Source organism: Micromonospora sp. NPDC004704, assembly GCF_053601675.1.
Map to the genome: position 1 here is coordinate 39,692 of NZ_JBSGCD010000025.1, position 26,886 is coordinate 66,577.

Sequence of the window (26,886 nt, forward strand, 5' to 3'; positions counted from 1 at the left end):
ACTCGTACGGCCAATAAGTATCCCGGTCATATTATCCCGGTACTAGAATCGGTGCCATGGTCAGGTTGCCGCTCACACCCGAAGAGGTCGAGCGCGGACAGCGCCTCGGCGCTCTCCTGCGTCGAGCCAGGGGGCAGCGTTCGATGCTCCTCACCGCGCTGGACGCGGGCGTATCGCCGGAGACCCTTCGAAAGATCGAGTCCGGTCGCGTGGCCACGCCTGCCTTCCCGACCATCGCCGCGATCGCCGACGTCCTCGGCCTCTCCCTCGACGCGGTCTGGTCGGAGATCAACCGGTCGGCCGGCGGGGTCGAACTGGCAAGATCGGACAGCGTCGCAGCTCAGCGGTTGGCCTCGTAGGTCTCCGAGCGTCGTAAAAATCCTCGTCGGGCGTGCATCGTTCGAGGGGCCGGCGACCGTTCTACCCGTGTCGGAGGGGAGCGGCCGCTTGAAGCAAGATGACGAGGACGCATTCCGGGAGTTCGTGGCATCGCGCATGCTGGCGCTTCGGAGGCTGGCGTACGTGACGTGCGGGGACTGGCACGCGGCAGAGGACGCGGTGGCCAACGCCCTGGCGAAGCTGTATCCCCGATGGGGGCGCCTGGAACGGCCTGACCTGTACGCCCAGACCATGGTGTTCCGGGCGGCGATCGACGAGACCCGCCGGCCGTGGTGGCGCCGGGAACGCTCGGCCAGCGACCGGATGCCCGACATCGCCCAGCCCGACCTCAGTGGTGCCACCGACGAACGCCTGCTGGTACGAGCAGCACTACAGGCTGTGCCAACTCGGCAGCGGGCGGTGCTGGTCCTGCGGTACTACCTCGGCATGTCGGCCGAGGAAGCCGCGGATGTGCTCGGCGTACGAGCCGCAACAGTCAGGAGCCAGACGAGCAGAGGTCTGGCCAATCTCCGTACGGCGCTGGCCGCCGGAGGCGTGGTCCTTGATGAACCGTCGGAACTTGGAGCGTGGACCGATGCGAATGCAGAACCTGGTGGAGCTGGCGACCTCCGAGCCACCGCCGCTGCGTTACACCGTTGACGAGATCGTGGAGTCGGGACAGCGGGGCCAGCGTCGTCGCCGGCTCGGCTGGGTGGCATCCGGAGCGACGGCGGTGGCGGTGCTCGGCGTCGTGGCTGCCGTGACGATACCGTCGCTCACCGGAACGGCGTCGGTGGAAACGGCCAGCCCGTCCGGCCCCGACGCGGGCGCGTTGTCCGGGACGACGCAGACCGTTCCGGTGGCGGCGGAGCCGTTCACGTTCACGTTCGGCGCGTACCAGGTCGGGAAGCTGCGGGTGGCGCAGCCGATCATCGTGTCGACGGCGTACCAACTCGCCCCGGTGTACGCCGACGGACTGACCACCAACGACAAGGCGAGCGACCCGGAACAGGAGCCCTCGCGGTCGCCGAGCCTGTACGCCTACCTCACCGTCTACCGGACCGGCGCCTACGACCCGACGAAGCTGGCCGGTGCGCGGCAGGTGACCGTCGGCGACCGGCAGGGACTGGAGGTCGACGGCTCGGAGGCGGGGACCCGGACCCTCGCCTGGGAGTACAACACGAACGCGTGGGCGGTGATCAACTCCAGCTCCTCCGACGCCGACTACCCGTCCTCGGAGGACCTGCGCGCGCTGGCCGCCGGGTTGCGGGGCGGCACGCCGACCCCGGCGAAAATTCCGATCAAGATGGCGTACGTGCCGTCGGGATACCAGCTCGACGAGGTCGGGATGCACGCGATGACCGGCCTGAACGGGATCGCCTCCGCCCGGGACGGTGACTACGCGGGACTGCTGTTCAGCGACCCCGCCCTGCCGACGACCGGCCTCACCGAACCGTACGGCGGTGTCGAGGGCGCCGACCCGCCCGGAAGTTTCCTCGTCTTCGTCGTACCCGCCGCGAACTCCAACCAGCAGCCCTCCTCCGGAGTCACCTGCCTGAACGGCTTCTGCAACCGGTGGGCCGCGAACGGCTCGGTGAACCTGCAGGTCGCGAGCGGTGGCCGGCTGTCGAACACCGAGATGGCGAACATCCTCAACGGCATCACGCTCGGGAACGTGCAGGACGACACCACCTGGACCGAGGTGGGTGCCGCGATCTCCTGACGGCACCTCCCATAGCGGCGGCCACCCACCAACCGTGGGTGGCCGTCGTCGCTGTCGCGAATCTGCAAGAAATCCTCAAGTTCTTTCCGGGCCGAGCGTGATCCATCGATGCCCGTGCGACGGTCTACCCGCCGTCGCACCACTCCTTCGCCCGGGGGCCGTCGATGTTCACCTTGCGCCGCAACAGAAACAGGCACGTCAACCGTCTACTGAGGACGGTCACGCCGTTCGTCGCGTTCCTGCTCGCCTCGGCGCTGCTTGCCGGCACCGGGGACGCGGTCGCGGCTCTGCCGGCGCCGCAGCCGGGCGCCGGACGTGGCGACAACCACCGCCCCGAGCCCGCCCCGCAGCAGCGGTGGCGGTCGGCCGGCGGGGAGAGCCACCTGACCGGGGAGCGGGTCAACCGGAACCTGCCCCCGTCGCAGCGGTCCCGCTACCCGCTGCGGGAACTCGACCAGAAGCCGGCGGCGGGCACCAACACCGCCTCCGTGGTCGAGCCGCCCGCGTCGACCGCGCGCGGCTTCGACCGGGCCACCAGCCGCGAGCTGCCCGCCGAGCGCGGGGAGTTCGAGCGGACGTACGCCAACGCCGACGGCACCACCACCAGCGAGTTCTCCGGCGCCCCGATCAACAAGCGGCTGGCCGACGGAAGCTGGGCCCCGATCGTCGACACCTCCCTCGCGGCGCAGCGCGTCGACCTGCCGGTGGACCCCGGCGGCGCCGACAGCAGCATGTACGTCCAGGGTGGCAGCTCCGCCTCCGGCAGCTCCGAACTGCGGGTCGGTGCGATGTCCGGCGGAAACGCGGCCTCGTACCTCAAGTTCAACGGGCTGAGCGGCCGGTTGCAGAACCACACCATCTACGGCGTGCAGCTCCAGGTGGTCAACTACGACTCTGGGTCCTGCCGGCCGCGCTCGGTCAGCGTGCACCCGGTCACCGGCTCCTGGACGGCCGGCTCCGGTTACTCGTACCCGGGTCCGGCGGTGGGCGGGGCCCTGGCCAGCCGCTCCTTCGCCCACGGTTACATCACCACCGGGCAGTCGTCGTCGGCGTGCCCGGCCGCCGCCGAGCTGATCGATCTCGGGGTCGCCGGTCGGGACCTGGTGCAGCGCTGGGTGAAGGGCACCCAGGCCAACAACGGGCTCTCCCTGCGTGCCTCCACTTCGGACTCGTCGGCGTGGAAGCGGTTCGCCGGGTCCGGCACCGCCAACCCGCCGAGGCTGTACGTCACGCACAGCCCGTACAACGCGAAGTACGCCATCCCGAAGCCGGTTCCGGAGCCGCCGGTGCTCCAGAACCAGGCCGGCAAGGTCAAGGTCACGGTCACCAACCTCAGCGCCGACGCCTGGGCACCCGGCTCGTACTACCTGGCCTACCGGGCGTACAACTCGGCGACCGGGGCGGCGGTCGGGCAGCAGCGGGCCGCCGACCTGACCGCCACGGTCGCCAGGGGCGGGAAGGTGACGCTGGACGCCACCATCAAGGCGATGCCGCCGGGCACCTACTTCCTCGACTTCACGATGGTGCGTACCGGTGGGGTGGTCTTCACCGACCACCAGGTGCCGCCGGGCCGGATCGTGCTGAAGGTGATCGACATCCCGCCGGTGGTGCAGGCGCTGTACCCGCCCAACGGTTACCAGGCGCCGACACTGACCCCGCAGCTCTGGGCCCAGGCGCTGGACATCGACGCCCCGCCCGGACTCGCCCTGCGTTTCAAGTACGAGGTCTGCCGGCGCGACACCGCCGGGAACCCGGTCGAGTGTTTCAACTCCGGCTACCTGACCAGCACCGCCTGGACCGTGCCGGCGGGCAAGCTGCGGTGGAGCGAGAGCTACCAGTGGCGGGTGTACGTCAAGGACGCCACCACCGAGGTCATCTCGCCGTACTCGACGGTCCTGGCGGACGTACCGCAGCCGGAGATCGTCTCCCGGATCGCCGGTGCCCCGTACGGCACCCAGGACCGGGAGTTCGACGCCCAGGTCGGCAACTTCACCACCGCCGCGGTGGACGCCACGATCACCACCGTCGGCCCCGAGCTGAACGTGGTCCGGACCTACAACAGCCTCGACCCGCGCCGGGACGCAGCGTTCGGGGCCGGCTGGACCACCCGGTACGACATGCGCCTGGTCCCCGACGACGACGGCAGCGGGAACGTGGTGATCACCTACCCGGACGGGCAGGCGGTCCGGTTCGGCCGCAACCCCGACGGCACGTACGCCGCACCGTCCGGCCGGACCGCGACCCTGACCGCCGACACCAGCGGGTGGAAGCTCGCCGACAAGGCCGGCAGCACCTACCAGTTCGCCACCACCGGGCGGCTCAACAGGATCACCGACACCAGCCTCCGGTCGGTGGTGCTCACCTACAACACCACGGACGGCCGGCTGGCCAAGGCGCAGGTGGCGACGAGCACCACCAACACCGCCGGGCGGGCCCTGCACTTCACCTGGTCCGGTGGGCACGTGGCGAGCGTGCGTACGGACCCGGTCAACGGGACCGCGCTCACCTGGAACTACACCTACACCGGTGACGTGCTCACCCGGGTCTGCGCCCCCGGCAACGTCTGCACCAACTACGCGTACGCCGCCGGTTCGCACTACCGCAGCGCGGTCCTCGACTCCCGGCCGGAGTCGTACTGGCGGCTGGGGGAGGACGAGGGGACCGGGGCCGGCAGCGAGGTCGCGCTGAACCTCGGCAAGGACGCCGGGACGTACCGCACCGTCACGCTCGGCACGGCCGGTGCGCTGGCCGGTGGAGCGGGGACCGCCGCCACCTTCAACGGCACCTCGTCCTCGGTCGAACTGCCCAAGGGCACGCTGAAGAAGAGCCGGGACGGCGCGGTCGAACTGTGGTTCAGGTCGACCACCACCGGCACCGGCGGCCCGCTGCTCGGTTACCAGGACAAGGCCCTGGGCAGCGCGTCGACGGTCGGCGTACCGCTGCTCTACGTCGGCACCGACGGCCGGCTGCGCGGCCAGTTCCGGACCGCCGGGATCAACCCGCTCGCCTCGGCCGGCACGGTCAACGACGGGCGGTGGCACCACGTGGTGCTCTCCACCATGTCCGACGTGCAGACCCTCTACCTCGACGGGGTGAAGGCCGGCGAGCTGACCGGCAGGGTGCTCGACCACTCGACGCTGACGTTCAACCAGATCGGTGCCGCGTACGCCACCACCCCGGCGTCGTGGCCCGGCTGGGGGACCACCCCGCAGCGGCACTTCAGCGGGGCGATCGACGAGGTCGCGCTCTACTCCCGCCCGCTCGGCCCGGCCGCGGTGACCGCCCACTACCGTTACGGCCTCAACCAGGCCGACCAGCTCACCACGGTCATCCTGCCCAGCGGCAAGACCGCCGCCACCGTCGCCTACGACGTCAACCTGGACCGGATCGCCGAGTACACCGACAACCACGGCGGGCTCTGGAAGATCGGCGCCCCGGCGGTGTACGGCGGTGACGACGACCTGCGCCGCAGCGTCCAGGTGCTCGACCCGGCCAACCGCCCGCACCTGTACGAGTACGACGCCCTCGCCGGCCGGCTCCTGCGCACCGGAACCCCGCTCGGGTTGGAGACCCGCCCGGAGGACCGACCCGTTCCGCCGACCCCGACACCGTCACCGCCGCAGGAGGTCTGCTCCCGCCCGGACCCGGCGGACCCGGCGTTCTGCACCATCATCCCCGGCGGATCCGGTGGTCCGGTGTTCGTGTCGCACCCGCTGGACGGGATGGCGATCCGGACCTTCTCGTACGACGACAACGGGTTCCAGAACGTCGTCACCAACGAGAACGGCGACGCGGTGACGATGACCTTCGACGACCGGGGCAACGTCACCTCGCGCCGGACCTGCCGGACCAGCACCCAGTGCTTCACTTCCTACGACAAGTACCCGGCGACGGTGACGAACCCGTTCGACCCGCGCAACGACCTGCCGATCGAGAGCCGGGACGGCCGGTCGGCGAGCGCCACCGACAACACGTACCGGACCACGTACACGTACCACCCGTCGGGGCAGCTCGCGGCGCAGACGAACCCGGACGGCAGTTCGGTCAGCCACACGTACACCACCGGGGCGGAACCGGCGGCCGGTGGCGGCACCATGCCGGCCGGACTCGTACTGACCTCGACCGACGCCCGCGGCAAGATCACCCGGTACGGGTACTTCGCCAACGGTGACCTCGCCCGGACCACCGAACCGTCCGGACTCGTCACCAACAGCACGTACGACGTGCTCGGGCGGAAGATCACCGACACCGAGATCTCGGACAGCTTCCCCGCCGGGGTCACCACCACCTACACCTACGACGCCCTGTCCCGCCCGGTCGGCACCACCGAACCGGCGACCACCGACCCGATCGGCGGGGTCCGGCACCAGCAGCGGTCCACCCAGACCTACGACAGCGACGGCAACGTGGCCCGGGTCGACGTGCAGGACGTCCTCGGCACCGACACCGCCCGCTCCACCGTCTGGGAGTACGACGAGTTCAACCGACCCGAACGGGTCACCGACGCCGAGGGCAACGAGACCGCGTACACCTACGACCGGTTCGGCAACCGTACGTCCATGGTGGACCCGGCCGGGAACCGGTACGACTACGCGTACACCGCCCGCAACGACATCGCCGAGGTGCGCCTGCGGGCCTGGACCGGCGACCCGGCCGGCGCCCCGCCGACCGGCGACTACCTGGTCCTGCACTCGTACTCGTACGACCTCGCCGGGCGGACCGCCAGCGACACCGACGCCATGGGCCGCCGGGTGGAGTACCAGTACTACGGCGACGACTCGCTGCACCGGGTGGTGCTGAAGAACTTCCACGACCCCGACGGCAGCACCCGCGACTACGTGGTCGAGGAGAACACGTACGACGGCGCCGGCAACCTGGTCAGGCAGGTCGCCGGAAACGGGCGGGTGGTGACCGCGCAGACCGTCGACCGGGTCGGCAAGGTGCTGACCACCGTCTCCGACCCCGGCGGGCTGGACCGGACCACCACCTACAGCTACGACCAGAACGGCAACGTGCTCCGGGCCAGCACCTCCGGCAAAGCGTCGAACGTGCCCTGGATCATGCCGGCCACCGCCGAGGTCGTCGACTACACCTACGACGACACCGGCAACGCCATCCGGGAGACCGCCACCAACGGAACCACCACCCAGGTCACCACGTACGCCTACGACCAGCGCGGACTCCTGCTCAGCGAGACCGACCCGCGCGGGAACGTCACCGGTGCCGACCCGGCCGCGTACACCAGCCGTTACTCCTACGACGAACTCGGCCGGCAGGTCGCCGCCCGCGCTCCGGCGGTGGCGGCGGAGAGCGGGGGGCAGGCGGCGACCACGGTCACCCCGACCCGGCAGTTCGGGTACAACACCTTCGACGAGCGAGTCGCGACCTCCGACGAACTCGGCCGGGTCAGCCGGGCGACGTACGACCGGGTCGGCCGGCAGACCAGTCTCAGCGCGCCCCGGTACTTCGGCCCCGGCACCATCGCCGAGATCACCCCCACCGTGACGTCCCGCTACGACCCGCTGGGCAACGTGGTGGAGGAAACCGACCCGCGCGGCAGCATCACCCGGTACGGCTACGACCAGCTCGGCCGGATGACCGTACGGGACGAGCCGGTCCGGACCAACACCGAACGCGCGGTGTGGCGGTACGAGTACACCCGTACCGGTGAGGTGTTGTCGGTGACCGACCCGACCGGCGGCCGGACCGAGTCCACCTACGACGACCTGGACCGCCAGCTCACCGCCACCCAGGTCGAACGCCGCCCCACGCTGGACCGGATGACCACCCGGTACGCCTACGACGACTCCGGCAACCTGACCGAGGTGACCAGCCCGACCGGGACGAAGAGCCTGTTCGGCTACGACGCGGTCGGCGGGCTGACCCGCAGCACCGACGCCTCCGGGGTCGCCGTCCAGTACGGCTACGACCACGCCGGCCGGCAGGTACGCACCAGCGACAGCCTCGGCCGTACGTCGCAGCGGATCTTCGACGCCCTCGGGCAGATGAGCAGCGAATCCGACCTGAAATCCGACGGGACGGTGCTGCGGACCGAGCGGTACCGCTACGACCCGGCCGGCAACCTGATCGCCTCCGTCGACCCGCTCAACGTCACCACCACCTACGAGTACGACACCGCGAACCAACTCGTGAAGCAGATCGAACCCGTCGACCCGACCACCTCGATCACCACCACCTTCGGCTACGACGCGGCCGGGAACCGCAGCCGGTACACCGACGGGCGCGGCAACAGCACCATCTTCACCGTCAACTCGCTCGGCCTGCCCGAGTCGGTGATCGAACCGTCCACCCCGGCGCATCCCGCGGCAACCGACCGGACCTGGACCGTCGCGTACGACGGCGGCGGCAACCCGATCCGGATGACCTCGCCCGGCGGGGTGGTCCGGCTCCAGACGTACGACGCGGGCGGGCGGCTGGAGCGGGAGACCGGTGACGGTACGAACTCCGGCACCGCGACCCGGCAACTCGGGTACGACCCGCTCGGCCGGCTCACCTCGGTCAACGCCCCCGGCGGGACCGACACCTTCGGTTACAACGACCGGGGTGACCTGCTCAGCTCGGCCGGACCGTCGGGCAACGCCAGCTTCGGCTACGACCGCGACGGCAACCTGGCCAGCCGTACCGACGCGGCGGGTTCGGCGGTCTTCGGCTACCGCAACGCCCGCCTCGACACGGTGAAGGACGGACTCACCGGCACCACCCAGACCCTCGGGTACGACGCGGCCGGTGCGCTGAAGACGATCGACTACGGCTCCGGCAGGGTGCGCACCTACACCTTCGACGACCTGGGCCGGGTCGCCTCCGACACGCTGCGCAACGCCGCCGCCCAGTCGGTCGGCTCGACCAGCTACCGCTACGACAGCAACGACCAACCGATCGGCAAGACCACCACCGGTACGGCCGGCGCCGGTGACAACACCTACCGGTACGACCAGGCGGGCCGACTGCGCGAGTGGACCAGTGCCGGCGGAACCGTCGGGTACGACTGGGACGCCTCCGGCAACCGGATCCGGGCGGGGGCGAAGACCAGCACCTTCGACGCCCGCAACCGGCTGCTGAACGACGGGGACTACAGCTACGCGTACACCCCGCGCGGCACCCTGGTCTCGAAGACCAGTTCCGGGCTGACCGAGACGTTCGACTTCGACGCCTTCGACCGGCTGATCTCGGCGGCCGGGCAGAACTACGCGTACGACGGGCTGGACCGGGTGGCGTCGCGCAACGGCACCGGGTTCACCTACGCCGGACTCGACGACTCGGTGGTCGCCGACGGCACCGAACGGTACGCCCGGGGAGCCGCCGACGAACTGCTCGCCGTCGCCGTCGGGAGCGAGAAACAGATCGCGCTCAGCGACCAGCACGGTGACGTGACGATCGGGTTCGACCCGGCGAACACGGCCCTGACCGGGGCGAGCGACTCGACCGCGTACGACCCGTTCGGGGAGGTGACCGCCCGTACCGGCGACACCGGCAACCTGGGCTTCCAGGGCGACTGGACCGACCCGGTGACCAGCCAGGTCAACATGGGCGCCCGCTGGTACGACCCCGGCACCGGCGCCTTCACCTCCCGCGACAGCGTCGACTACGTCGAGGGCGACTCGATTCTCGCCAACCGGTACGTCTACGCGGCCGGCGACCCGCTCGGCTTCACCGACCCGGACGGACACTGGCCCTCCTGTGGCTGGTGCAAGAAGGCGGCGAAGAAGGTCGGCGGGGCGATCAAGTCCGGGGCGAAGGCGGTCGGTCGGGCGATCTCCACCGCGGCCAGTTACGCCTGGTCGGGGATCCGGACGGCGGCCAGCTACGCCTGGTCGGCGATCAAAACGGCGGCGTCGGCGATCTCCTCGGCCGCGAAGTGGGTCTACAAGAAGGCCAAGGACGCGGTGAAGTACGTCGCCAGGAAGGTCTCGGCCGGGGTCCGCTGGGTCGCCAGCAAGGTCGCCTCGGCCGGGGCGGCGGCGGCCCGCTGGGCGAAACAACGGGCCGAGGAGGTACGCCGGGCGGCGGCGGAACGGGCCCGGCAGATCACCAGGGTGGCCAGGGCGGCGGTCGCGTACGCGGCGAAGCACAACCCGCTGCCGGCGATCAAGGCGGCACTCAGGCCGCTCGCCTCCGGGCTGAAGACCCTCGTGTCGGCCGCCGCGCACCTGCCCGCCGCAGTGGTCGCGGTGACCCGTGACGTGGTCGCCGACGTGGCCAAGTCGGTGGACGTGATCTACCAGGCGGCGGTGAAGGTCGCCGGGAACGTGATCGAGGACGTCTCCCGGGCGGCGGATGCGGTGGTCGACCTGGCCCAGGCCGCTGCCCCGTACCTCAAGGCGGGGTTGAAGATGGCGGCGGACATGGTCGGCGTCACCGACCTCGTCGCCTGCGTCACCAAGGGCGACCTGGAGGCGTGCGCCTGGACGGTCGCGACGGTCGCCGGCACCCTCGCGGGTGGGGTCGGCGGCGGCGCGGTCCGGGCGGCGCGGGCCGGCTCGCTCGCGGCCAAGCACGCCGACGAGGCGGTCGACCTGGTGAAGGCGGCCAAGGGCGCGAAGGGCGCCAGCAGGTCCGACGGTGCGGTGAAGCAGCTCGCCTCCTGCCCGGTGAACAGCTTCACCGCCGACACCCGGGTACGGATGGCCGACGGCAGCACCAGGCCGATCAGCGAGGTCAAGACAGGCGAGCGGGTCCTCGCGTCCGATCCGACCACCGGGGTCAGCGGCGCCCGTACGGTCACCGACCTGATCATCGGCGACGGTGACAAGAACCTGGTCGAGGTCACCGTGGACGACGCCGGCACCCGCGCGTCGGTCACCGCCACCGAGGGGCACCCGTTCTGGGTGGCCGGCGAGCGGCGGTGGGTCAAGGCCGGCGACCTGGTTGCGGGCCAGCGGATCGGGACCGCCGACGGGGCGTCCGCGACCGTCTCGGCAACTCGGAAGTGGACCGAGCGGGAGCGGGTGTTCAACCTGACCGTCGACGGGCTGCACACGTACTACGTGGTCGCCGGTGGCCGGGACCTGCTGGTGCACAACGACGAGTGCCCGAAGCGGGCCGCGTTGGACCGGGTGAGCAATCTGGACGACATCGACAACCAGTTGGGCCGGGTCAGGGCCGAGGACACGCACGAGATCGTCGGCGTCCCGAACGCGCAGAAGCCGTTCAGCCGGGGCGGCAACCGTGGCGATCTGCGGCACAACCAGCCAGAAATCATCCGCTACACCTCGGACGCGCCGAGTAGCGGCAGCAGAGGGAAGTTCGCGCTGTTCAGGGCCTTCCAGATCCTGCGCGGCGTCGTCAGGCACGGCAATGACTAGGGAGGTTGACTTGTCCAGAACAGAGTTTGTCCGGGTACGACCGATGCGACTGCTGGCCGTACTGGCGGTGTTGCTGGCGGCGGTGGTCGTGGTGCTGGCACCACGACCGGCCCCGGCGCTGGCCGACGCCGCAGGGGTGGGCGGGGACTTCGTGGCCTTCCCCACGCCCCGAGCGGTGCTCGACACCCGTACCGGGATCGGCGGGGTGACCGGCGTACGGGGACCGGCGAGCACCACCACGTTCCCGGTGCTGGGGGTCAACTCGATCCCCGCCTCCGGGGTCAGCGCGGTGCTGGTACGGATCGCGCCCCAGGCCGCGACGGCCACCACCTACCTGACCCTCTACCCCGACGGGACCACCCGACCCGGCACCTCGAACATCAACGTGACCGCCGGGCAGAACATCTCCAACACCGCCATCACGAAGGTGGGGGCCAACGGCAGGGTCGCCGTCTACAACAGCGCCGGCAACACCGGCATCCTGGTCGAGGTCCAGGGCTACTTCACCAGCACGCCCGGCACCACCGGCGGTGGGCTGGTGCCGATCCCGCAGACCCGCATCTTCGACACCCGCAACGGCACCGGGACCACGACCGGGGCGATGGCGGCCGGGGCGAGCCGTACCTTCACCGTCACGGGTGCGGTCGTACCGGCCGGCGCCCAGGCCGTCTACGGCACCATCACCGTCGGTGGCGCCACCGCCGCCGGTTGGCTCGCCGCCGCACCGGCCGGCACCACCACCGGGGTCGGCCTGCTGAACTACGAGGACGGGGCGGCCACCAACAGCGGCGCCACCTTCAAACTCGCCGCGGACGGGCGGGTCACCCTGATCAACAAGGGTTCCAGCGCGGTCGACGTGTTCATCGACCTGAAGGCGTACTTCGGGGCGAGCCCGACCGCCGGCGCCGGGTTCCGGCCGGTCAACACCCGGGTGTACGACAGCCGCAACTTCGCCCAGGTCGGCGCGAACGCCACCGTCGACGTGCAGGTGGCGGGCACCAACGGGCTGCCGCTGCGCGGGGTCGCCGCGGTGGCGGTGGACGTCGAGTCGAACAGCACCGGGGAGGGCGGCTTCCTCAAGATGTGGGGCGTCGGCGACGTCGAGGCGCCGAACTCGTTCGCCAACCGGGCCGCCGGCATCACCCGGTCCGCCCTGTCGTTCGTGAAACCCGGCACCGACGGCAAGATCCGGATCCGGAACTCCAGCAACAAGCCGGCCAACCTGATCGTCGACCTTCAGGGCTGGTTCGCCGACCCGATCCCGGCCGTCCCGGTGGCCCAGTACGCCCCGACGACCGTGCTCCAGGGCACGCCCCAGGCCGGCGCGACCGCCAGCATGATCGAGTACGCCTACGTGGACAACATCGGTCGGGTCGTCTCCGGCCACCAGACCGACCCGGACAACTTCGGCTCGGTGCAGTGGACGGTGCTCTCCGGCAACGAGGCGCTCACCGGCCGCCCCGCCCTGACCCAGCTCACCGACGGCCGGGTGCAACTCGCCGCGCAGCACGCCGGCAGCAACATCTGGGTGAACAGCCAGACCGCGGTCAACTCGGCCACCTGGAAGACCTTCTCCGACCTGGGCGGGTCGATGGCGGCCCCACCGGCGATGACCCGCCTCACCACCGGCACGACGGTGCTGTTCGCCGTCGACGTGGACGGGAAGCTCTGGACGTACGCGCAGACCGGGGCGGTGCCGTACTGGCGCAACCTCGGTGACCAGAACCTGGTCGGTACGCCCGTACTGGCAGCGGTCAACGGCGGCGTACAGGTCTTCGGCGTCGACACCACCGGTGCGGTCAAGACGATCAGGTACGCCACCGACGGCGCCGTCTCGGCCTGGACCAGCCTCGGCGGCTCCGGTGCCACCGGGACCCCCTCGGTGGTCCTCTACCCCGGTTACCGGCTCCGGGTCTTCGTACGCGCCGCCGACGGGACCATCGCCACCAAGCTCCAGGACGCCACCGGTGGCACCTGGCCGGCGACCTGGACCCAGGTCGGCACCCTGGCGGCGGCGGGTGCGCCGGCCGCGATCCTCGATCCGGTGCTCGGTCGTACGGCGGTGGTGGTCCGGGGCACCGACGACACGATCTACCGCAGTTTCGAGACCGCCCAGGGGACCGGCGCGTTCGGTGAGTGGGCGCCCGTGTTCGACTTCCCCGATCCGGCCGCCACCGATCCGACCGTCGCTCCGCTGACCAACGTCAACGGCCAGACCTGGATCATCGTGTTCCGCAACCTGAACAACGCCAGCCGGGTGTACGTCGCCAGCGACCTGCCCGCAGCCCGCTCGGCCGGCGCCAACGCGGCCGGTGCCAAGCAGCAGGCCGCCGAGACCGACCCGAGGGCGACCACCGCACCGGAACGAACCTTCCGCGCCGTGACGCTGCCCGCCCCGCCCCCGCAGACCTGACCGCCCACCCCCGCCACCCCACCCCAGGTGAAACGCCTCTTGTAGAAAATGTGCTGCTTCGAGGCGTGAAATAAGCCCTCTTTCTCTACAAGAGGCGCTTGGGGTGAGGGGGAAATACGGCGAGCCGCCGACGCCCTCCGGGCGTCGGCGGCTCGCCGTGGTGTTGCTTGTTCAGCAGTCGTAGTACATGGCGAACTCGTGCGGGGTGGGGCGCAGGCGGACCGGGTCGATCTCGTTGGTGCGCTTGTAGTCGACCCAGGTGGAGACGAGGTCGGGGGTGAAGACGCCACCCTCGAGCAGGTAGTCGTGGTCGGCCTCGAGGGAGTCGAGCACCTCGGACAGCGAACCGGGGACCTGCTTGACCGAGCCCCACTCCTCCGGCGGGAGGTCGTAGAGGTCCTTGTCGATCGGCGTCGGCGGTTCGATCTTGCTCTTGATGCCGTCGAGGCCGGCCATCATCATGGCCGAGAAGGCCAGGTAGACGTTGGCGGACGGGTCCGGCACCCGGAACTCGACCCGCTTGGCCTTCGGGTTGCTGCCGGTCACCGGGATACGGGTGCAGGCGGAGCGGTTGCGCTGCGAGTAGACCAGGTTGACCGGGGCCTCGTAGCCCGGCACCAGCCGGCGGTACGAGTTGACCGTCGGGTTGGTGAACGCGAGCAGCGACGGGGCGTGGTGCAGCAGACCGCCGATGTACCAGCGGGCGGTGTCCGACAGGCCGGCGTAACCGGTCTCGTCGTAGAACAGCGGCTCGCCACCGAGCCAGAGGCTCTGGTGGGTGTGCATGCCGGAGCCGTTGTCGCCGAACAGCGGCTTGGGCATGAAGGTCGCGGTCTTGCCGGCGGCCCAGGCCTGGTTCTTGACGATGTACTTGAACAGCTGGAGCTGGTCACCGGCGTGCAGCAGGGTCGAGAACTTGTAGTTGATCTCGGCCTGGCCGGCGGTGCCCACCTCGTGGTGCGAGCGCTCCACGGTGAAGCCGGTGTCGATCAGCCGGCGGACGATCTGGTCGCGCAGGTCGGCGTAGTGATCGACCGGCGGGACCGGGAAGTAACCGCCCTTGTACGCGGTCTTGTAACCCCGGTTGCCGCCCTCTTCCTCGCGGCCGGTGTTCCAGGCGCCCTCGATCGAGTCGATGTAGTAGAAGGCCTGGTTCGCCGAGGTCTCGTGGCGGATCGAGTCGAAGATGTAGAACTCCGCCTCGGCGCCGAAGTAGGCGGTGTCGGCGATGCCGCTCGCGGCCAGGTAGGCCTCGGCCTTCTTCGCCACGTTGCGCGGGTCCCGGGAGTACGCCTCGCGGGTGAACGGGTCGTGGATGAAGAAGTTGAGCGCCAGGGTCTTCTCCACCCGGAACGGGTCGATGAAGGCGGTGGCGACGTCGGGGAGCAGCAGCATGTCCGACTCGTGGATCGCCTGGAAACCACGGATCGACGATCCGTCGAAGGCGAGACCGTCGGTGAAGACACTGTCGTCGAACGACTCGACCGGCAGGTTGAAGTGCTGCATCACGCCCGGCAGGTCACAGAAACGTACATCGACGAACTTTACGTCCTCGTTCTTGAGGTATCGCAGGAGTTCCTCGGGATTGGCGAACACACATCCTCCTGGCACGTCCACGGGGTGGCTAGGCTGGTGGGGACGCTATGACCATGCGGTTGCCCGAGCATGTCTCTTATGTTTCTGCCGTGTTACGTCATTTGCGGAGCGTGATCCCCACTGGTTGGCCGTGGTCGGGTCCCCCGCTCGGACGATACCCCGCCGAGGCCGCAGGCGGCAGTGCTCGGACTCCGTGTCGCGGCCCGGGACCGGGCGGAACCCGTCGAGGGCCCGGCCGGTGCCGAGGTGCCGTACGGTCCCCGATACCCTGACTCTCCGTGGCGATTCAGGATGGAAGCATGGCCCTCAGCCCGGCGACGGATCCGGCCTTCGTGCCGCCGAGCCTCGCCCGCCGGTTCGGTGCGCTGGTCATCGACTGGGTGCTCTGCCTGCTGGTGGCGAACTTCATCGGCGACCCGGTACGCGACGGCTGGCCCCCGGTCGCGGTCCTGATCGGCGTGTACGGCTTCTTCGTCGGCCTGTTCGCCCAGACGCCGGGCATGTTCGTCACCCGACTGCGCTGCGTCGCGTACGCCGACGGCGGCCGGATCGGGGTGATCCGGGGACTGGTCCGGGGCGTCCTGGTGTCGCTGGTGATCCCCGTACTGATCATGGACGAGCGTCGGCGCGGCTGGCACGATCGGGCGGTCGGCTCGGTGATCGTCGCGGCCCCGTCGACCACCGCCACCCCGGCCGGTTGACCGGATCCGTCCGCAACCGGGCGTGATTGTGTCTTCTGACGCTGGCCGCACCGGTTCAGGATCAAGCCATGGATAAAGCACTTCTTGTCATCGACGTCCAGGAGTCGTTCCGGCAGCGGCCGATCTGGCGGGCGAGTTCCAACCCCGACATCGTCGACCGGGTCTCCCGGCTGGTCGACACCGCCCGCAACGACGGCGACCTGGTCGTCTGGGTCCTGCACAGCGAGCCCGGCACCGGGGACGTCTTCGACCCGGCGAACGGTCACGTACGCCTGATCGAACCGCTCCGGACCGAGCCCGGCGACCCGGTGCTGACCAAGACCTCCCGCAACGCCTTCACGACGACCAATCTGCAACAACTCCTCACCACCAGGGGCATCCGGGAACTGGTCGTCTGCGGCATCCAGACCGAGCAGTGCTGCGAGACCACCGCCCGGGTGGCCAACGACCTCGGCTTCGACGTCACCTTCGTGATCGACGCCACCGCCACCTTCCCGATCCAGCACCGGAACGCCCCCGCCGGGCGGTCGGTGGAGGAGATCCTGGCCGACCCGACCACGCTCGGCACCGCCGACATCCTCGACCGGACCGAGTACGCGCTCGCCGGGCGGTTCGCCACCATCCGTACGGTGGACGAGGTGACCGGCGCGGTTCCGGTCGTACCGGTCGGCTGACCGGATCGTGACCCAGGTCGTCTTCCTGCTCGTACCCCAGGTGCACCTGCTGGACCTGGCCGGGCCCGCCCAGGTCTTCTCGACCGCGGCGACTCTCGGGTACGACTACCGGCTGCACTATCTCGGCGAGCAGGAAGACGTACCGACCGCGCAGGGGCTTCCGGTACGGACCGTTGTCGAGCCGCCGCGACTCGGTCCGGAGGACCTGATCGTCGTACCCGGATGGCGGGCGCCGACGATCGACCGCAACGGGCAGTTGATGCCCGGCACGCTGCGGTGGCTGGCCGACCACCACGCGGCCGGCGGCACCGTGGCCAGCGTCTGCGCGGGCGCGGACGCCCTCGGCCGGGCCGGACTGCTCGACGGGCGCCGGTGCACCACCCACCACGAGGTGCAGGACGAACTCGCCCGGCGCTACCCGAGGGCGACCGTGGTCCGCGACGTGCTCTACGTGGTCGACGGCCGGGTGGTCACCTCGGCCGGCATCGCCAGCGGGATCGACCTGGCGTTGCACCTGGTCGCCACCAGGCACGGCCCCGGAGCCGCCGGGCGGATCGCCCGTTCGATGGTGGTCTACGCCCGACGCAACGGCAACGAGCAGCAGGCCAGCGCCATGCTGCGACACCGGGCCCACCTCAGCGACGCGGTCCACCGGGCCCAGGACCAGATCGACGCCCGGTACGGCGAGACGCTGCCGCTGACGGAACTGGCCACCGGAGCAGGGGTCAGCGAACGGACCCTGACCCGGCTCTTCGTCCGGACGACCGGGCTGACCCCGCTGCGCTACCAGCAACTACTCCGGCTGGAGCGGGCCGAGCACCTGATCGGGCACGGTGCGACGGTGGAGTCGGCGGCCCGTACGGTCGGGTTCGCCGACGCCCGGATGCTCCGCCGCCTGCGCGCCCGTGCCTGAGCCCTGCCCGGTGGTACACCGGGGTCAGCGACCCCGGGTCTGGCGGAACGCGCCCTTGGCCGGGCGCATGTTCTTCGGGATCGCGCCCTTGGGCATCTGCGGCCGGGCGGTGAGCGCCTTGAGCCGGCGGTCGAGCGCGTTCACGTCCTTGCCGCTCAGGTTGCGCGGCAGCCGCATCAGCGTCATCCGGAGCTTGCGGATCGGCAGCTCACCCTCGGCCTGACCGAGGGTGTAGTCGTAGAGCGGGGCGTTGCCGATCACCTTCGCCAGCCGCCGCTTCTCCTGGCCGAGCAGCCCGCGCACCCGCTGCGGGTTCCCCTCGGCGAGTAGGACCACGCCGGCCCGGCAGAGCACCAGGTGGACCATGTCCATCTGGGTGGTCGAGCTGACCGCCGGAGTCACCCGCCAGTCACCCCGCATGCTCTCCAGGATCTGCGGCGCGGCGCCCGGCTGCCCCTCGGCGGCGTTCATCATCGCCCGGTTCGACCGCAGGTTCAGCACGATCAGCACGGCGAGCACGGTCAGCAGGATGCCGATCGGGATCCAGATCCAACCCCAGAACAAAAACGCGACCACGGTCAGGGCGAGCGGGATCAGTACGGCGCCGGCCGCGAGTGGGACGAACCACTTGTCCTGTTTCGCGGTGAACGAGAACACCATGCCGATCTGCTTCAGCCGCTGGCCGAACGACACCTTCTCCTGGGGTTTTGCCATGCGTGAAAGTGTAGTGGGCGGCGCGGATCCTGTTCACCCGCGGCCACCGGTCCCGCCGCCGCACACCTCCGACCGCCCGGCGCCTACCGGGTCCGCTCGCCGGTACGCGAACCGCTCGGCTGCTTCGGCAGCACCGGCGCCGACCGTCCGGTCCCGTGGTTCCCCGAACCCGAACCCGAACCGGAGTCCTTCTCCTCGTGGTACTCCTCCTCGACGTTGACCTGCCACACGTCGTGGGTGGTGCCGTCGAGGATGTTCTCCGCGGTCAGCATCGCGGTGAGCATCGAGTGGTCCTGGTTGTTGTACCGGTGCATCCCGTTGCGGCCGACCGGGTGCACGTTCGGCACCGCCTCGGCCAGCCACCCCCGGATGGTGTTGATCGCGTCCTCGTACCCCTCGTCGTAGACCGGGTACGCCTTCGGCATCCGGACCACGTACCCGGCGCTGACCGCACCCGGCGTGGCCAGGCCCAGTCGCTCCAACTCCTCGGTGCCGAGCGCGACCAGATCGGTGTCGGCCTGCTCCCACAGGTCGTCGCCCTCGAAGACGAAGTACTCCAGCCCCAGGCAGGTGAAACCGTCCCGGACCAGGTACGGCGACCAGGAGCCGAAGTTCTGGATCCGGCCGACCCGTACGCCGGGGGTGTGCACGTAGATCCAGTTGTCCGGGAACCCGGCCTCGGCCGGAACCACCAGGGCGATGGTGAGGAAGTCGCGGTACCGCAGGGCCTCGGCCGCGGCCAGGACCTCCGGGGGTGCCGGCGGGTCCATGATCTGCACCAGCTGGGACAGCGGCATGGTCGACACGACGTGGTCGGCGTCGTACCGCTTCGCCCCGTCGGCGTCGGTCACGGTCACCCCGACCGCCCGACCCTCGGCCCGGTGTACGGCGGTCGCCCACGACTGCATCGTGACCGTCCCACCGGCCTTGGTCACGTGCTCGGCGGCCCGCTCCCACATCATCCCGGGGCCGAACTTCGGGTACTGGAACTCCTCGATCAGGCTGGTAATGTCCTTCTGGTTGCGCTTGGGCAGCAACGCGTTGATCACCGCACTGGAGAGGGAGAGGTTCTTGATCCGCTGGGCCGCCCAGGCCGCCTGCAACTCCGTGGCGGGCATCCCCCACAGCTTCTCGGTGTACGTCTTGAAGAACTTGGTGTAAAGCCGGGTGCCGAACCGGGCCGACGTCCAGCCCTCGAAGTGGCTCTGGTCCTTCGGCGGGTTGATCCGCGCCCACGCGTACGAGCCGACGCACCGGACCGCCTCGAACACCCCCAGGTTGCGCAGCGCGTTGCCGGCCTTGAGCGGGTAGTCGAACAGCTTGCCGTCGTAGTAGATGCGGCTCATCCGGGGCCGGAGCAGGAAGTCCTCGTCCGGCAGGATCTCGTGCCACAACGCCTCGACCTGCGAGACCTTGGTGAAGAACCGGTGCCCGCCGATGTCGAAACGCCAGCCGTCCCGCTCCACCGTGCGGCTGATCCCCCCGACCACGTCGTCTGCCTCGAAGACCTGCACCGAGGCGTTCCGCTTGGTCAGCGCGTACGCCGCGGTCAGTCCGGCCGGGCCGGCTCCGATGATCACGGTATGGGGCGTGGTCGCCATGATGCTATTCATCACCTTCGACGCGTTGGCGGCAACCCCGGTACCGAAACAGACCGATGCCCGTCAATGCGTGCGCGGTCGCCACGGGCCCGCTGGGGCTGAGGCTGGACGGCCGGAATCTAACACGTGTGACGGGTTTCGGACGTGCTGCGTCCCCCCGAACAAAAGCGACCGGGGTGCGTGCCACGCCCGTTTCGGCGTAACGCGCACCCCGGTTCGGCGTACGGAAAAGAGGTCAGCCGGCGAGCGCGGCGACACTGCCCTGCCGGGCGTCGAGCGCCTGCTGGTACAGCCGACCCGCCCGGTACGACGAGCGCACCAGCGGCCCGCTCATCACCCCGGCGAAACCGATCTGCTCCGCCTCGGCGGCCAGCTCGACGAACTCCTCCGGCTTCACCCAACGCTCCACCGGGTGGTGGCGCGGGGTCGGGCGCAGGTACTGCGTGATGGTGATCAGCTCGCAGCCGGCGGCGTGCAGGTCGCGCAGCGCCTGGGAGATCTCCTCGCGCTGCTCGCCCAGCCCGAGGATCAGGTTGGACTTGGTCACCAGACCGGCCGCACGGGCCTGGGTGATGACGTCCAGGGACCGCTCGTAGCGGAAACCGGGCCGGATCCGCTTGAAGATCCGGGGCACGGTCTCCACGTTGTGGGCCAGGACCTCCGGCCGGGAACCGAACACCTCGGCGAGCTGCTGCGGGTCGCCGTTGAAGTCGGGGATCAGCAGCTCGACGCCGCAACCGCCCTGAAGGGCGTGGATCTGGCGGACCGTCTCGGCGTAGAGCCAGGCACCACCGTCGGGCAGGTCGTCGCGGGCCACCCCGGTCACCGTCGCGTACCGCAGGCCCATCGTGGCGACCGACTCACCGACCCGGCGCGGCTCGTCGGCGTCGAACTCGGCCGGCTTGCCGGTGTCGATCTGGCAGAAGTCGCAGCGGCGGGTGCACTGGTCACCGCCGATGAGGAAGGTGGCCTCGCGGTCTTCCCAACACTCGTAGATGTTGGGGCACCCGGCCTCCTGACAGACCGTGTGCAGCCCCTCGCGGGAGACCAGGCTGCGAAGCTGGGTGTACTCCGGACCCATCTTCGCCTTGACCTTGATCCACGGCGGCTTCCGCTCGATCGGCGTCGCCGCGTTGCGCGCCTCGACGCGGAGCAGGCGGCGCCCCTCGGGTGCCGCGGGTCCGGTGGTCCGAGGGCCCGAAGCGGTGGCGACGTTGCCGGCCGGCTGCGGCGCGGCAGTCGGCGTTCCGGATTGCTCGATGGTCACGAATCCGAGCCTACGCGTAGCAGGTGGTCGGTGGCGGCGTAGGCGACGGGGCTCACTACCCGTTGGTTGTGATCGCACTCACCCACCCCCGGAGAAACCCGCTCCCGGGCCCGACCGGCGCCTGTTAGGGTCTCCCGCAACAGCGACGACGGAGCCGAGTAACGGTACGACCAGCGGGGCAGAGAGAGTCACCGGTAGCTGCGAAGGTGACACCCGTCCGGGCCGTGAAGACCCTCCTGAGCTGCGGGAAGAACGATGTCGGGGCCGCGGGCCACGGCATCCAGTAGAGCCCGCCGACCGGCCCACGTCACGGGCGACGAAAGAGGCCGTCGGCGGTTCGCCGCCCGACGGCGAAGGTGTGGTGGCACCGCGAGGTTCCCGCTCGCCCACACCTCCCCGGGGATCGCGTTGCGATTGACGAGGAGGTAACACCACATGCGACGCGTCCTTTCCACCTCCCTGCCCACCCATGTCGGTGAAACCGTCACCGTTGCCGGCTGGCTGCACCGCCGCCGGCTGCTGAAATCGGTGGCGTTCCTGATCGTGCGCGACGCCGGTGGGCTGACCCAGGTCGTGGTCACCGACCCGGAGCTACGGGCCCGGCTGACCGAACTGCCCGAGGAGACCGTGGTCGCGGTCATCGGCGAGGTCGCCGCGAACCCCGCTGCGCCCGCCGGGGTCGAGCTGGTGAAGCCTTCGGTACGCCTGCTCGGCGAACCCGCCGTACCGCCGCCGTTCGACCTGTACCGGCCGGCCCTGGCCGCCACCCTGCCGACCCAACTGGACCACGCCTCGGTGGCGCTGCGCCACCCGACCCGGTCGGCGCCGCTACGGATCTCCGCCGCCGCCGTGGCCGGTTTCCGGGCCACCCTGGACAACCGCGACTTCGTCGAGGTGCAGACCCCGAAACTGGTCGCCGGTGCGACCGAGAGCGGGGCGAACGTCTTCGCCCTCGACTACTTCGGGCGGCCAGCGTACCTGGCCCAGTCGCCGCAGTTCTACAAGCAGATGATGGTCGGCGTCTTCGAGCGGGTGTACGAGGTCGGGCCGGTGTTCCGGGCCGAACCGCACGACACGGCCCGCCACCTGGCCCAGTACACCTCACTCGACGTCGAGTTCGGTTTCGTCGACGACCACCGGGACGTGATGGGGATGCTGCGCGACGTGCTCGCCGGGATGCTCGACTCGGTTGCCGTACGGGCCGCCGGTGCGGTGGCCACCCTCGGGATCGAACTGCCGTCGGTGCCGGCCGAGATCCCGTCGGTGCACTTCACCGAGGCACTGCGGATCGCCGGTGCCGAGCCGGACGAACCCGACCTCGCCCCCGCCCACGAACGGGCACTGGGGGAGTGGGCCCGCGCCGAGTACGGCTCCGACTTCCTCTTCGTCACCGGCTACCCGATGGCGAAGCGCCCGTTCTACACCCACCCGGCCCGACCGGGCAGCCCCGAGCACCGGCCGGCGCGTACGGGTTCGGTGGAGCCGGCGTACTCGAACGGGTTCGACCTGCTCTTCCGTGGGGTCGAACTGGTCACCGGCGGTCAGCGCCTGCACCGGCACGGCGACTACCTGGCGGCGCTCGCCGCGCGGGGCGAACCGGTCGAGCCGGTCGAGAGCTACGTGGCGGCGTTCCGGCACGGCATGCCGCCGCACGGCGGTTTCGCGATCGGGCTGGAACGCTTCGTCTCCCGGCTGACCGGTGCCGCCAACGTCCGTGAGGTCACCGCCTTCCCGCGCGACCTGCACCGGCTGACCCCGTAGCCGCCCGTCGAACGGAAGTGCCCCGGGTGTGGTGCGACCCGGGGCACTCCTCGACGCGGTGGGCAGGGGCTAGCCGAGCAGGGACGGCAGGCGGTGTTCGACCAGGGGGAGCACGTCGGCCACGGTGACCCGGCGGCCGAGTTCGGCGGTGAGCGAGGTGACACCGGCGTCGCGGATCCCGCACGGCACGATCTGGTCGAAAGCGCCCAGGTCGCAGTCGCAGTTGATGGAGAACCCGTGCAGGGTCACGCCACGGGCCACCCGGATGCCGAGGGCGGCGACCTTCCGGGCCGGACCGCGCTCGTCCTGCGCCACCCAGACCCCGCTGCGCCCGTCGATCCGTACCGTGGCGAGGCCCACCTCGGCGCAGACCTCCATCAGCATGTCCTCGGTCCGCCGCACGTACGCGACCACGTCCACCGGATCCGGCAGCTTCACGATCGGGTAGCCGACGAGCTGCCCCGGCCCGTGCCAGGTCAGCTTCCCGCCCCGGTCGACGTCGATCACCGGAGTGCCGTCGATCGGCCGGTCGGCCGGCTCGGTGCGCTTGCCCGCGGTGTAGACGCTCGGGTGCTCCAGCAGCAGTACCGTGTCCGGCTGCTCACCGGCGACCACCGCCGCGTGCAGACGGCGCTGTTCCTCCCAGGCGGCCAGATAGTCGATCTCGCCGACGTGGACGGCCCGCAGGCCGGAAATAGTGCTGGTCACGCCCCCAGACTAGTCCCGCCCAGCGTCAAAACCCCCGGTGACCATGCTCACCGCCCCCTCACTCTGCTTCCCGTGATCACGAAGGGTTCGGCTTGCCATAGCCGGCCGAACTCTTCGTGATCACGGAAGGGCCGGGCTGTGGATGGAGTGGCGTGTCGTCCACAGGGAGAGGGGGAGGGGTGGCGGAGGTGGGGACGGGTGGCCAGGGTTTCTCGGGTGTTTGATGAGTTGGTTGTTCGCCAGCACGGGGTGTTGACGCGGGCGCAGGCGTACGCGTGTGGGCTGAGCAAGGCGCAGGTGGAAGCGCGGGTACGGGGCGGGCGGTGGCGGTTCCTGTTCGGGCGGGTCCTCGCCACGTTCACCGGTACCCCGCCCCGGGAGGCGCTGCTCTGGGCTGCGGTGTTGCGGGCCGGACGGGGTGCCGTACTCAGTCACGGGACGGCGGGGGAACTTCAGGGGCTGGTCGACCGTCCGTCCGACCCGGTCCGGCTGACCGTTCCCGCCGATCGCCGGATCAGCGCTGTACCCGGGATCGTGGTGCACCTCTCGGCCCGAGCGGCGGCGGCGCGACATCCGACGCGGTTGCCGCCGCAGACCCGGATCGAGGAGACGGTGCTCGACCTGGCCCAGCGGGCGGACACCCTCGATGACGCGCTGGGCTGGTTGGCCCGCGCCTGTGGCCGGCGACTCACCACCGCCGACCGGATCCGGAAGGCGATCGGCCGGCGGGCGAAGCTGCGCTGGCGTACGGAACTGCTCGCGGCGCTCGACGACACCGCCGACGGATGCCATTCACTGCTGGAGTTGCGCTACCTGCGTGACGTCGAGCGGGCGCACGGGCTGCCGACCGGCGTACGCCAGGCGGTGCGCCCCCGCCGTGGCGGCCGGTGGTACGACGACGTCGCCTACGACGCCTGGCGCACCCGCGTGGAACTCGACGGCCGGGCCGCACATCCGCCCGACCGGCGCTGGCGCGACACCCATCGCGACAACGCCGCCGCAGCAGTCGGCGAAACCACCCTGCGCTACGGCTGGACCGACGTCACCCGAACGCCCTGTGCCACCGCCCACCAGGTGGCACAGGTACTCCGCCACCACGGCTGGCCCAGCCAACCCCGCCCCTGCGGCCCGAACTGCCCGATCCCTCCGTGATCCCGAAGACTTCGGCCGGCTATGGCGAGCCGAACTCTTCGTGATCATGAGTGGTCACGGTTGGGGGAGGGGTTGGGGGTCAGGGTTGGGGAGGGAGGGGCCAGAGGTAGACGTCGTCGGCGCGTTGGGGTGGGCCGAGGAGGGCGGTGGCGGTTTGGCGGAGGGCGTCTACGTGGACGGGGTACTTGGCGCCGTGTACGCGGTCGGCGAGCACCACCACCTCGACGCGCCAGTAACGCAGGTCGGCGCGGGCGGCGGCCCGGTCGGCGTCGCTGATCGGCGGCACGATCCCGGTCTGGGCGACCTCGGCGAACAGGGCGTCGGTGAACCGGGGGACCGGGCCGATCCGGCCGCGCCCGTCCGGGCCGCCGGGGCCGAGGAAGAAGCCGGACGGGATGGCGAACTCGCCCTGCCGGTGGGCGAGGGCGTACGCCTGCCAGCGCTGCCCGTCCGGGGTCACGTCGAGGGTGAACGGCAGCGGTGCCAGTACGCCGTTCGCGCTGACGTACTCGCGCCAGTCGCCGGAGGTGATGAACCTCGGGATCGGTTCCCGTTCGATCGTCAGCAGGCTCACCGGCAGCAGCGGCAGGAGGGCGACCGCGAAGCCGACCGTCCAGCCGATCCGAACCCGCCGGTCCAGCCGCGCCTTCGCCAGGTGCTCCACCGCGTACGCGAGCAGCAGGCCGAGTACGGGTGCCACCACCAGGGCGAGTCGGGACGGCAGTGCGGCGTTGAACACCGGCAGCTTGCCGAGCAGCGCGTACGGCAGCGGAAAGTCGAGGATGTGGCCGTCGACCTTGATCCTGGGTCCCCAGGACAGGACGGCGAAGACCGTGGCGGTGACCGCGAGGGCGCGCAGGGTGGCCCGGCGTCCGGCGTCGGTGTGCCGCCAGAGCAGGGCGAAGCAGAGCACCGCGAGGATCAGCAGCGGCAGCCCGAAGAACGAGTTCTCCTCGGTCGGGTTCGGTGCGAGCGAGGAGTCCAGTCCGGCCACGCCGGCCAGTGAACGGGCCGGGAAGGCGCCGAAGGCGAGGATGTCCTCGGCATGGATCCGGGGGTCGAAGCCGGTCCCGTGGTAACGCTGCGGGCCGAGGAAGTGCAGCCACAACGGGTACGACAGCAGCGCGAACGCCACCGCCCCGGCAACCGCGAGCCCGCGCAGGAAGGTCGGCAGGGCGGCCCGTGCCTGCGCCCGCCGGCTCCGGTCCAGTGACCAGGTGCCGAGCCACACCGCGCAGGCCAGGGCGGTGAAGAACAGCCCCTCGGCGGCGATCGAGAACGTCACCGCGACCAGCACCCCGAGTACGACTCCGTTGCGTACCCAGCGCCCCTGCGCGTGCAGGTTCAGGACCCGCCAGAGCAGGAGCGGGACCAGCCAGCCGGCGGTCCAGTTCAGGTGGGCGTTGGCGTGCGACACCATGCCGGGGGCGAAGCCGATGAAGAGCCCGCCGAGCAGGGCCGCCGGGCGGTGCCGGACCAGGTGCCGGGAGAGCAGCCAGTACCAGGCGAGCGCGGTCGCGGCCAGGTTGAGCGTGAGTACGACCAGGAAGGTCGCCGGTGGCCCGATCAGGTACGTCAGCGGGGCGAAGACCACGGCGTACACGGTGATCGAGGTGTTGACCGCGAGGTTGACCCCGTCGGGTGCGTTGAGCAGCGACGTGAACAACGGGTCGGCGCCGTGAGTGAACGCGTGCGCGCCGTAGGCGAGCAGCCATTCGAAGAGGGCCTGGTCGCTGGAGTTGACCGTGATCGCCCGGCCGTTCGGGTCGCCCCACAGGCCACTGGTCACCCAGACCGCGAGGGCCACCGCCGCGACGAGGGCGAGCAGGTCAACCCGCCTGTCCCGGGGCGCCCCGGTCGGTCGTACGGGTGGTGGCGGCGGGTCGGACCCGGCCGGCGTCGGCCCGGCGACCAGGGACGAGGAGATCGGCACGGGGCGGACGTTACCAATTCTCGTCCGAC

General features: G+C 70.6%; 16 protein-coding genes. 10 read left to right on the forward strand and 6 right to left on the reverse strand.

Annotated features, from left to right (window positions below; translation table 11 throughout):
• Window positions 1–56: 56 nt before the first annotated feature.
• The 5 genes from ACWEFB_RS27575 to ACWEFB_RS27595 all read left to right on the forward strand — a co-directional run bounded on the left by ACWEFB_RS27575 (window position 57) and on the right by ACWEFB_RS27595 (window position 13,837).
• Complete coding sequence (locus ACWEFB_RS27575; protein ID WP_452289972.1) at window positions 57–359, forward strand: helix-turn-helix domain-containing protein; 303 nt, start codon at window positions 57–59, stop codon at window positions 357–359.
• Window positions 360–447: 88 nt separating this feature from the next.
• On the forward strand, window positions 448–1,038 hold the full coding sequence (locus ACWEFB_RS27580) for a SigE family RNA polymerase sigma factor (RefSeq protein WP_452289974.1): 591 nt from the start codon (window positions 448–450) through the stop codon (window positions 1,036–1,038).
• Window positions 974–2,101 (forward strand): hypothetical protein, encoded by a 1,128-nt coding sequence (locus ACWEFB_RS27585; RefSeq protein WP_452289976.1) that lies wholly within the window; start codon window positions 974–976, stop codon window positions 2,099–2,101. The genes ACWEFB_RS27580 and ACWEFB_RS27585 overlap by 65 nt, the downstream gene beginning before the upstream one ends.
• A 164-nt stretch (window positions 2,102–2,265) precedes the next feature.
• A complete protein-coding gene (locus ACWEFB_RS27590; RefSeq protein WP_452289978.1) occupies window positions 2,266–11,424 on the forward strand; it encodes a polymorphic toxin-type HINT domain-containing protein in 9,159 nt (3,052 codons plus the stop codon).
• A 10-nt stretch (window positions 11,425–11,434) separates the two neighbouring features.
• Window positions 11,435–13,837, forward strand: coding sequence for a hypothetical protein (locus ACWEFB_RS27595; protein WP_452289980.1), 2,403 nt, complete (start codon window positions 11,435–11,437; stop codon window positions 13,835–13,837).
• Window positions 13,838–14,008: 171 nt separating this feature from the next.
• Here ACWEFB_RS27595 and glnA read toward each other — a convergent pair whose 3' ends face one another.
• The gene (glnA, locus tag ACWEFB_RS27600) at window positions 14,009–15,433 is read right to left on the reverse strand and encodes a type I glutamate--ammonia ligase (protein WP_326556623.1); all 1,425 of its coding nucleotides are present in this window, start codon (window positions 15,431–15,433) and stop codon (window positions 14,009–14,011) included.
• Between the two features lie 299 nt (window positions 15,434–15,732).
• Here glnA and ACWEFB_RS27605 point away from each other — a divergent pair, with 299 nt between their 5' ends.
• The 3 genes from ACWEFB_RS27605 to ACWEFB_RS27615 all read left to right on the forward strand — a co-directional run bounded on the left by ACWEFB_RS27605 (window position 15,733) and on the right by ACWEFB_RS27615 (window position 17,721).
• Entirely contained in the window at window positions 15,733–16,134 is a 402-nt protein-coding gene (locus ACWEFB_RS27605) for an RDD family protein (protein WP_452290059.1), read from the forward strand.
• Window positions 16,135–16,202: 68 nt separating this feature from the next.
• Entirely contained in the window at window positions 16,203–16,808 is a 606-nt protein-coding gene (locus ACWEFB_RS27610; RefSeq protein ID WP_326556624.1) for a cysteine hydrolase family protein, read from the forward strand.
• Window positions 16,809–16,815: 7 nt separating this feature from the next.
• Window positions 16,816–17,721 (forward strand): GlxA family transcriptional regulator, encoded by a 906-nt coding sequence (locus ACWEFB_RS27615; RefSeq protein ID WP_326556625.1) that lies wholly within the window; start codon window positions 16,816–16,818, stop codon window positions 17,719–17,721.
• Between the two features lie 24 nt (window positions 17,722–17,745).
• Here ACWEFB_RS27615 and ACWEFB_RS27620 read toward each other — a convergent pair whose 3' ends face one another.
• From ACWEFB_RS27620 to lipA, 3 genes are all read right to left on the reverse strand, one after another.
• Window positions 17,746–18,435 carry a DUF4191 domain-containing protein gene (locus ACWEFB_RS27620; RefSeq protein WP_326556626.1) on the reverse strand — a complete coding sequence of 230 codons (690 nt, stop codon included), beginning with the start codon at window positions 18,433–18,435 and terminating at the stop codon, window positions 17,746–17,748.
• A gap of 83 nt (window positions 18,436–18,518) precedes the next feature.
• Entirely contained in the window at window positions 18,519–20,036 is a 1,518-nt protein-coding gene (locus ACWEFB_RS27625; RefSeq protein ID WP_452289983.1) for an NAD(P)/FAD-dependent oxidoreductase, read from the reverse strand.
• A 235-nt stretch (window positions 20,037–20,271) separates the two neighbouring features.
• Entirely contained in the window at window positions 20,272–21,303 is a 1,032-nt protein-coding gene (lipA, locus tag ACWEFB_RS27630) for a lipoyl synthase (RefSeq protein ID WP_326556628.1), read from the reverse strand.
• Window positions 21,304–21,738: 435 nt separating this feature from the next.
• Here lipA and aspS point away from each other — a divergent pair, with 435 nt between their 5' ends.
• Window positions 21,739–23,064 (forward strand): aspartate--tRNA(Asn) ligase, encoded by a 1,326-nt coding sequence (gene aspS / locus ACWEFB_RS27635; RefSeq protein ID WP_452289986.1) that lies wholly within the window; start codon window positions 21,739–21,741, stop codon window positions 23,062–23,064.
• A gap of 69 nt (window positions 23,065–23,133) precedes the next feature.
• On the opposite strand, the gene lipB is transcribed toward aspS, so the two are convergent.
• Window positions 23,134–23,772, reverse strand: coding sequence for a lipoyl(octanoyl) transferase LipB (gene lipB / locus ACWEFB_RS27640; RefSeq protein WP_452289988.1), 639 nt, complete (start codon window positions 23,770–23,772; stop codon window positions 23,134–23,136).
• 216 nt (window positions 23,773–23,988) lie between these two features.
• Here lipB and ACWEFB_RS27645 point away from each other — a divergent pair, with 216 nt between their 5' ends.
• Complete coding sequence (locus tag ACWEFB_RS27645; RefSeq protein ID WP_452289990.1) at window positions 23,989–24,924, forward strand: hypothetical protein; 936 nt, start codon at window positions 23,989–23,991, stop codon at window positions 24,922–24,924.
• A 79-nt stretch (window positions 24,925–25,003) separates the two neighbouring features.
• On the opposite strand, the gene ACWEFB_RS27650 is transcribed toward ACWEFB_RS27645, so the two are convergent.
• Window positions 25,004–26,857, reverse strand: a complete 1,854-nt coding sequence (locus tag ACWEFB_RS27650) for a DUF2079 domain-containing protein (RefSeq protein ID WP_452289992.1) — start codon at window positions 26,855–26,857, stop codon at window positions 25,004–25,006.
• Between the last annotated feature and the right edge of the window lie 29 nt (window positions 26,858–26,886).

Excerpts from the sequence above, each read along its gene's own strand:
- ACWEFB_RS27605 (WP_452290059.1), top strand. The coding sequence starts at position 15,733 with ATGGCCCTCAGCCCGGCGACGGATCCGGCCTTCGTGCCGCCGAGCCTC.
- ACWEFB_RS27575 (WP_452289972.1), top strand. The coding sequence starts at position 57 with ATGGTCAGGTTGCCGCTCACACCCGAAGAGGTCGAGCGCGGACAGCGC.
- ACWEFB_RS27585 (WP_452289976.1), top strand. The coding sequence starts at position 974 with ATGCGAATGCAGAACCTGGTGGAGCTGGCGACCTCCGAGCCACCGCCG.
- ACWEFB_RS27625 (WP_452289983.1), bottom strand. The coding sequence starts at position 20,036 with ATGGCGACCACGCCCCATACCGTGATCATCGGAGCCGGCCCGGCCGGA.
- ACWEFB_RS27610 (WP_326556624.1), top strand. The coding sequence starts at position 16,203 with ATGGATAAAGCACTTCTTGTCATCGACGTCCAGGAGTCGTTCCGGCAG.
- ACWEFB_RS27590 (WP_452289978.1), top strand. The coding sequence starts at position 2,266 with ATGTTCACCTTGCGCCGCAACAGAAACAGGCACGTCAACCGTCTACTG.
- aspS (WP_452289986.1), top strand. The coding sequence starts at position 21,739 with ATGCGACGCGTCCTTTCCACCTCCCTGCCCACCCATGTCGGTGAAACC.
- ACWEFB_RS27620 (WP_326556626.1), bottom strand. The coding sequence starts at position 18,435 with ATGGCAAAACCCCAGGAGAAGGTGTCGTTCGGCCAGCGGCTGAAGCAG.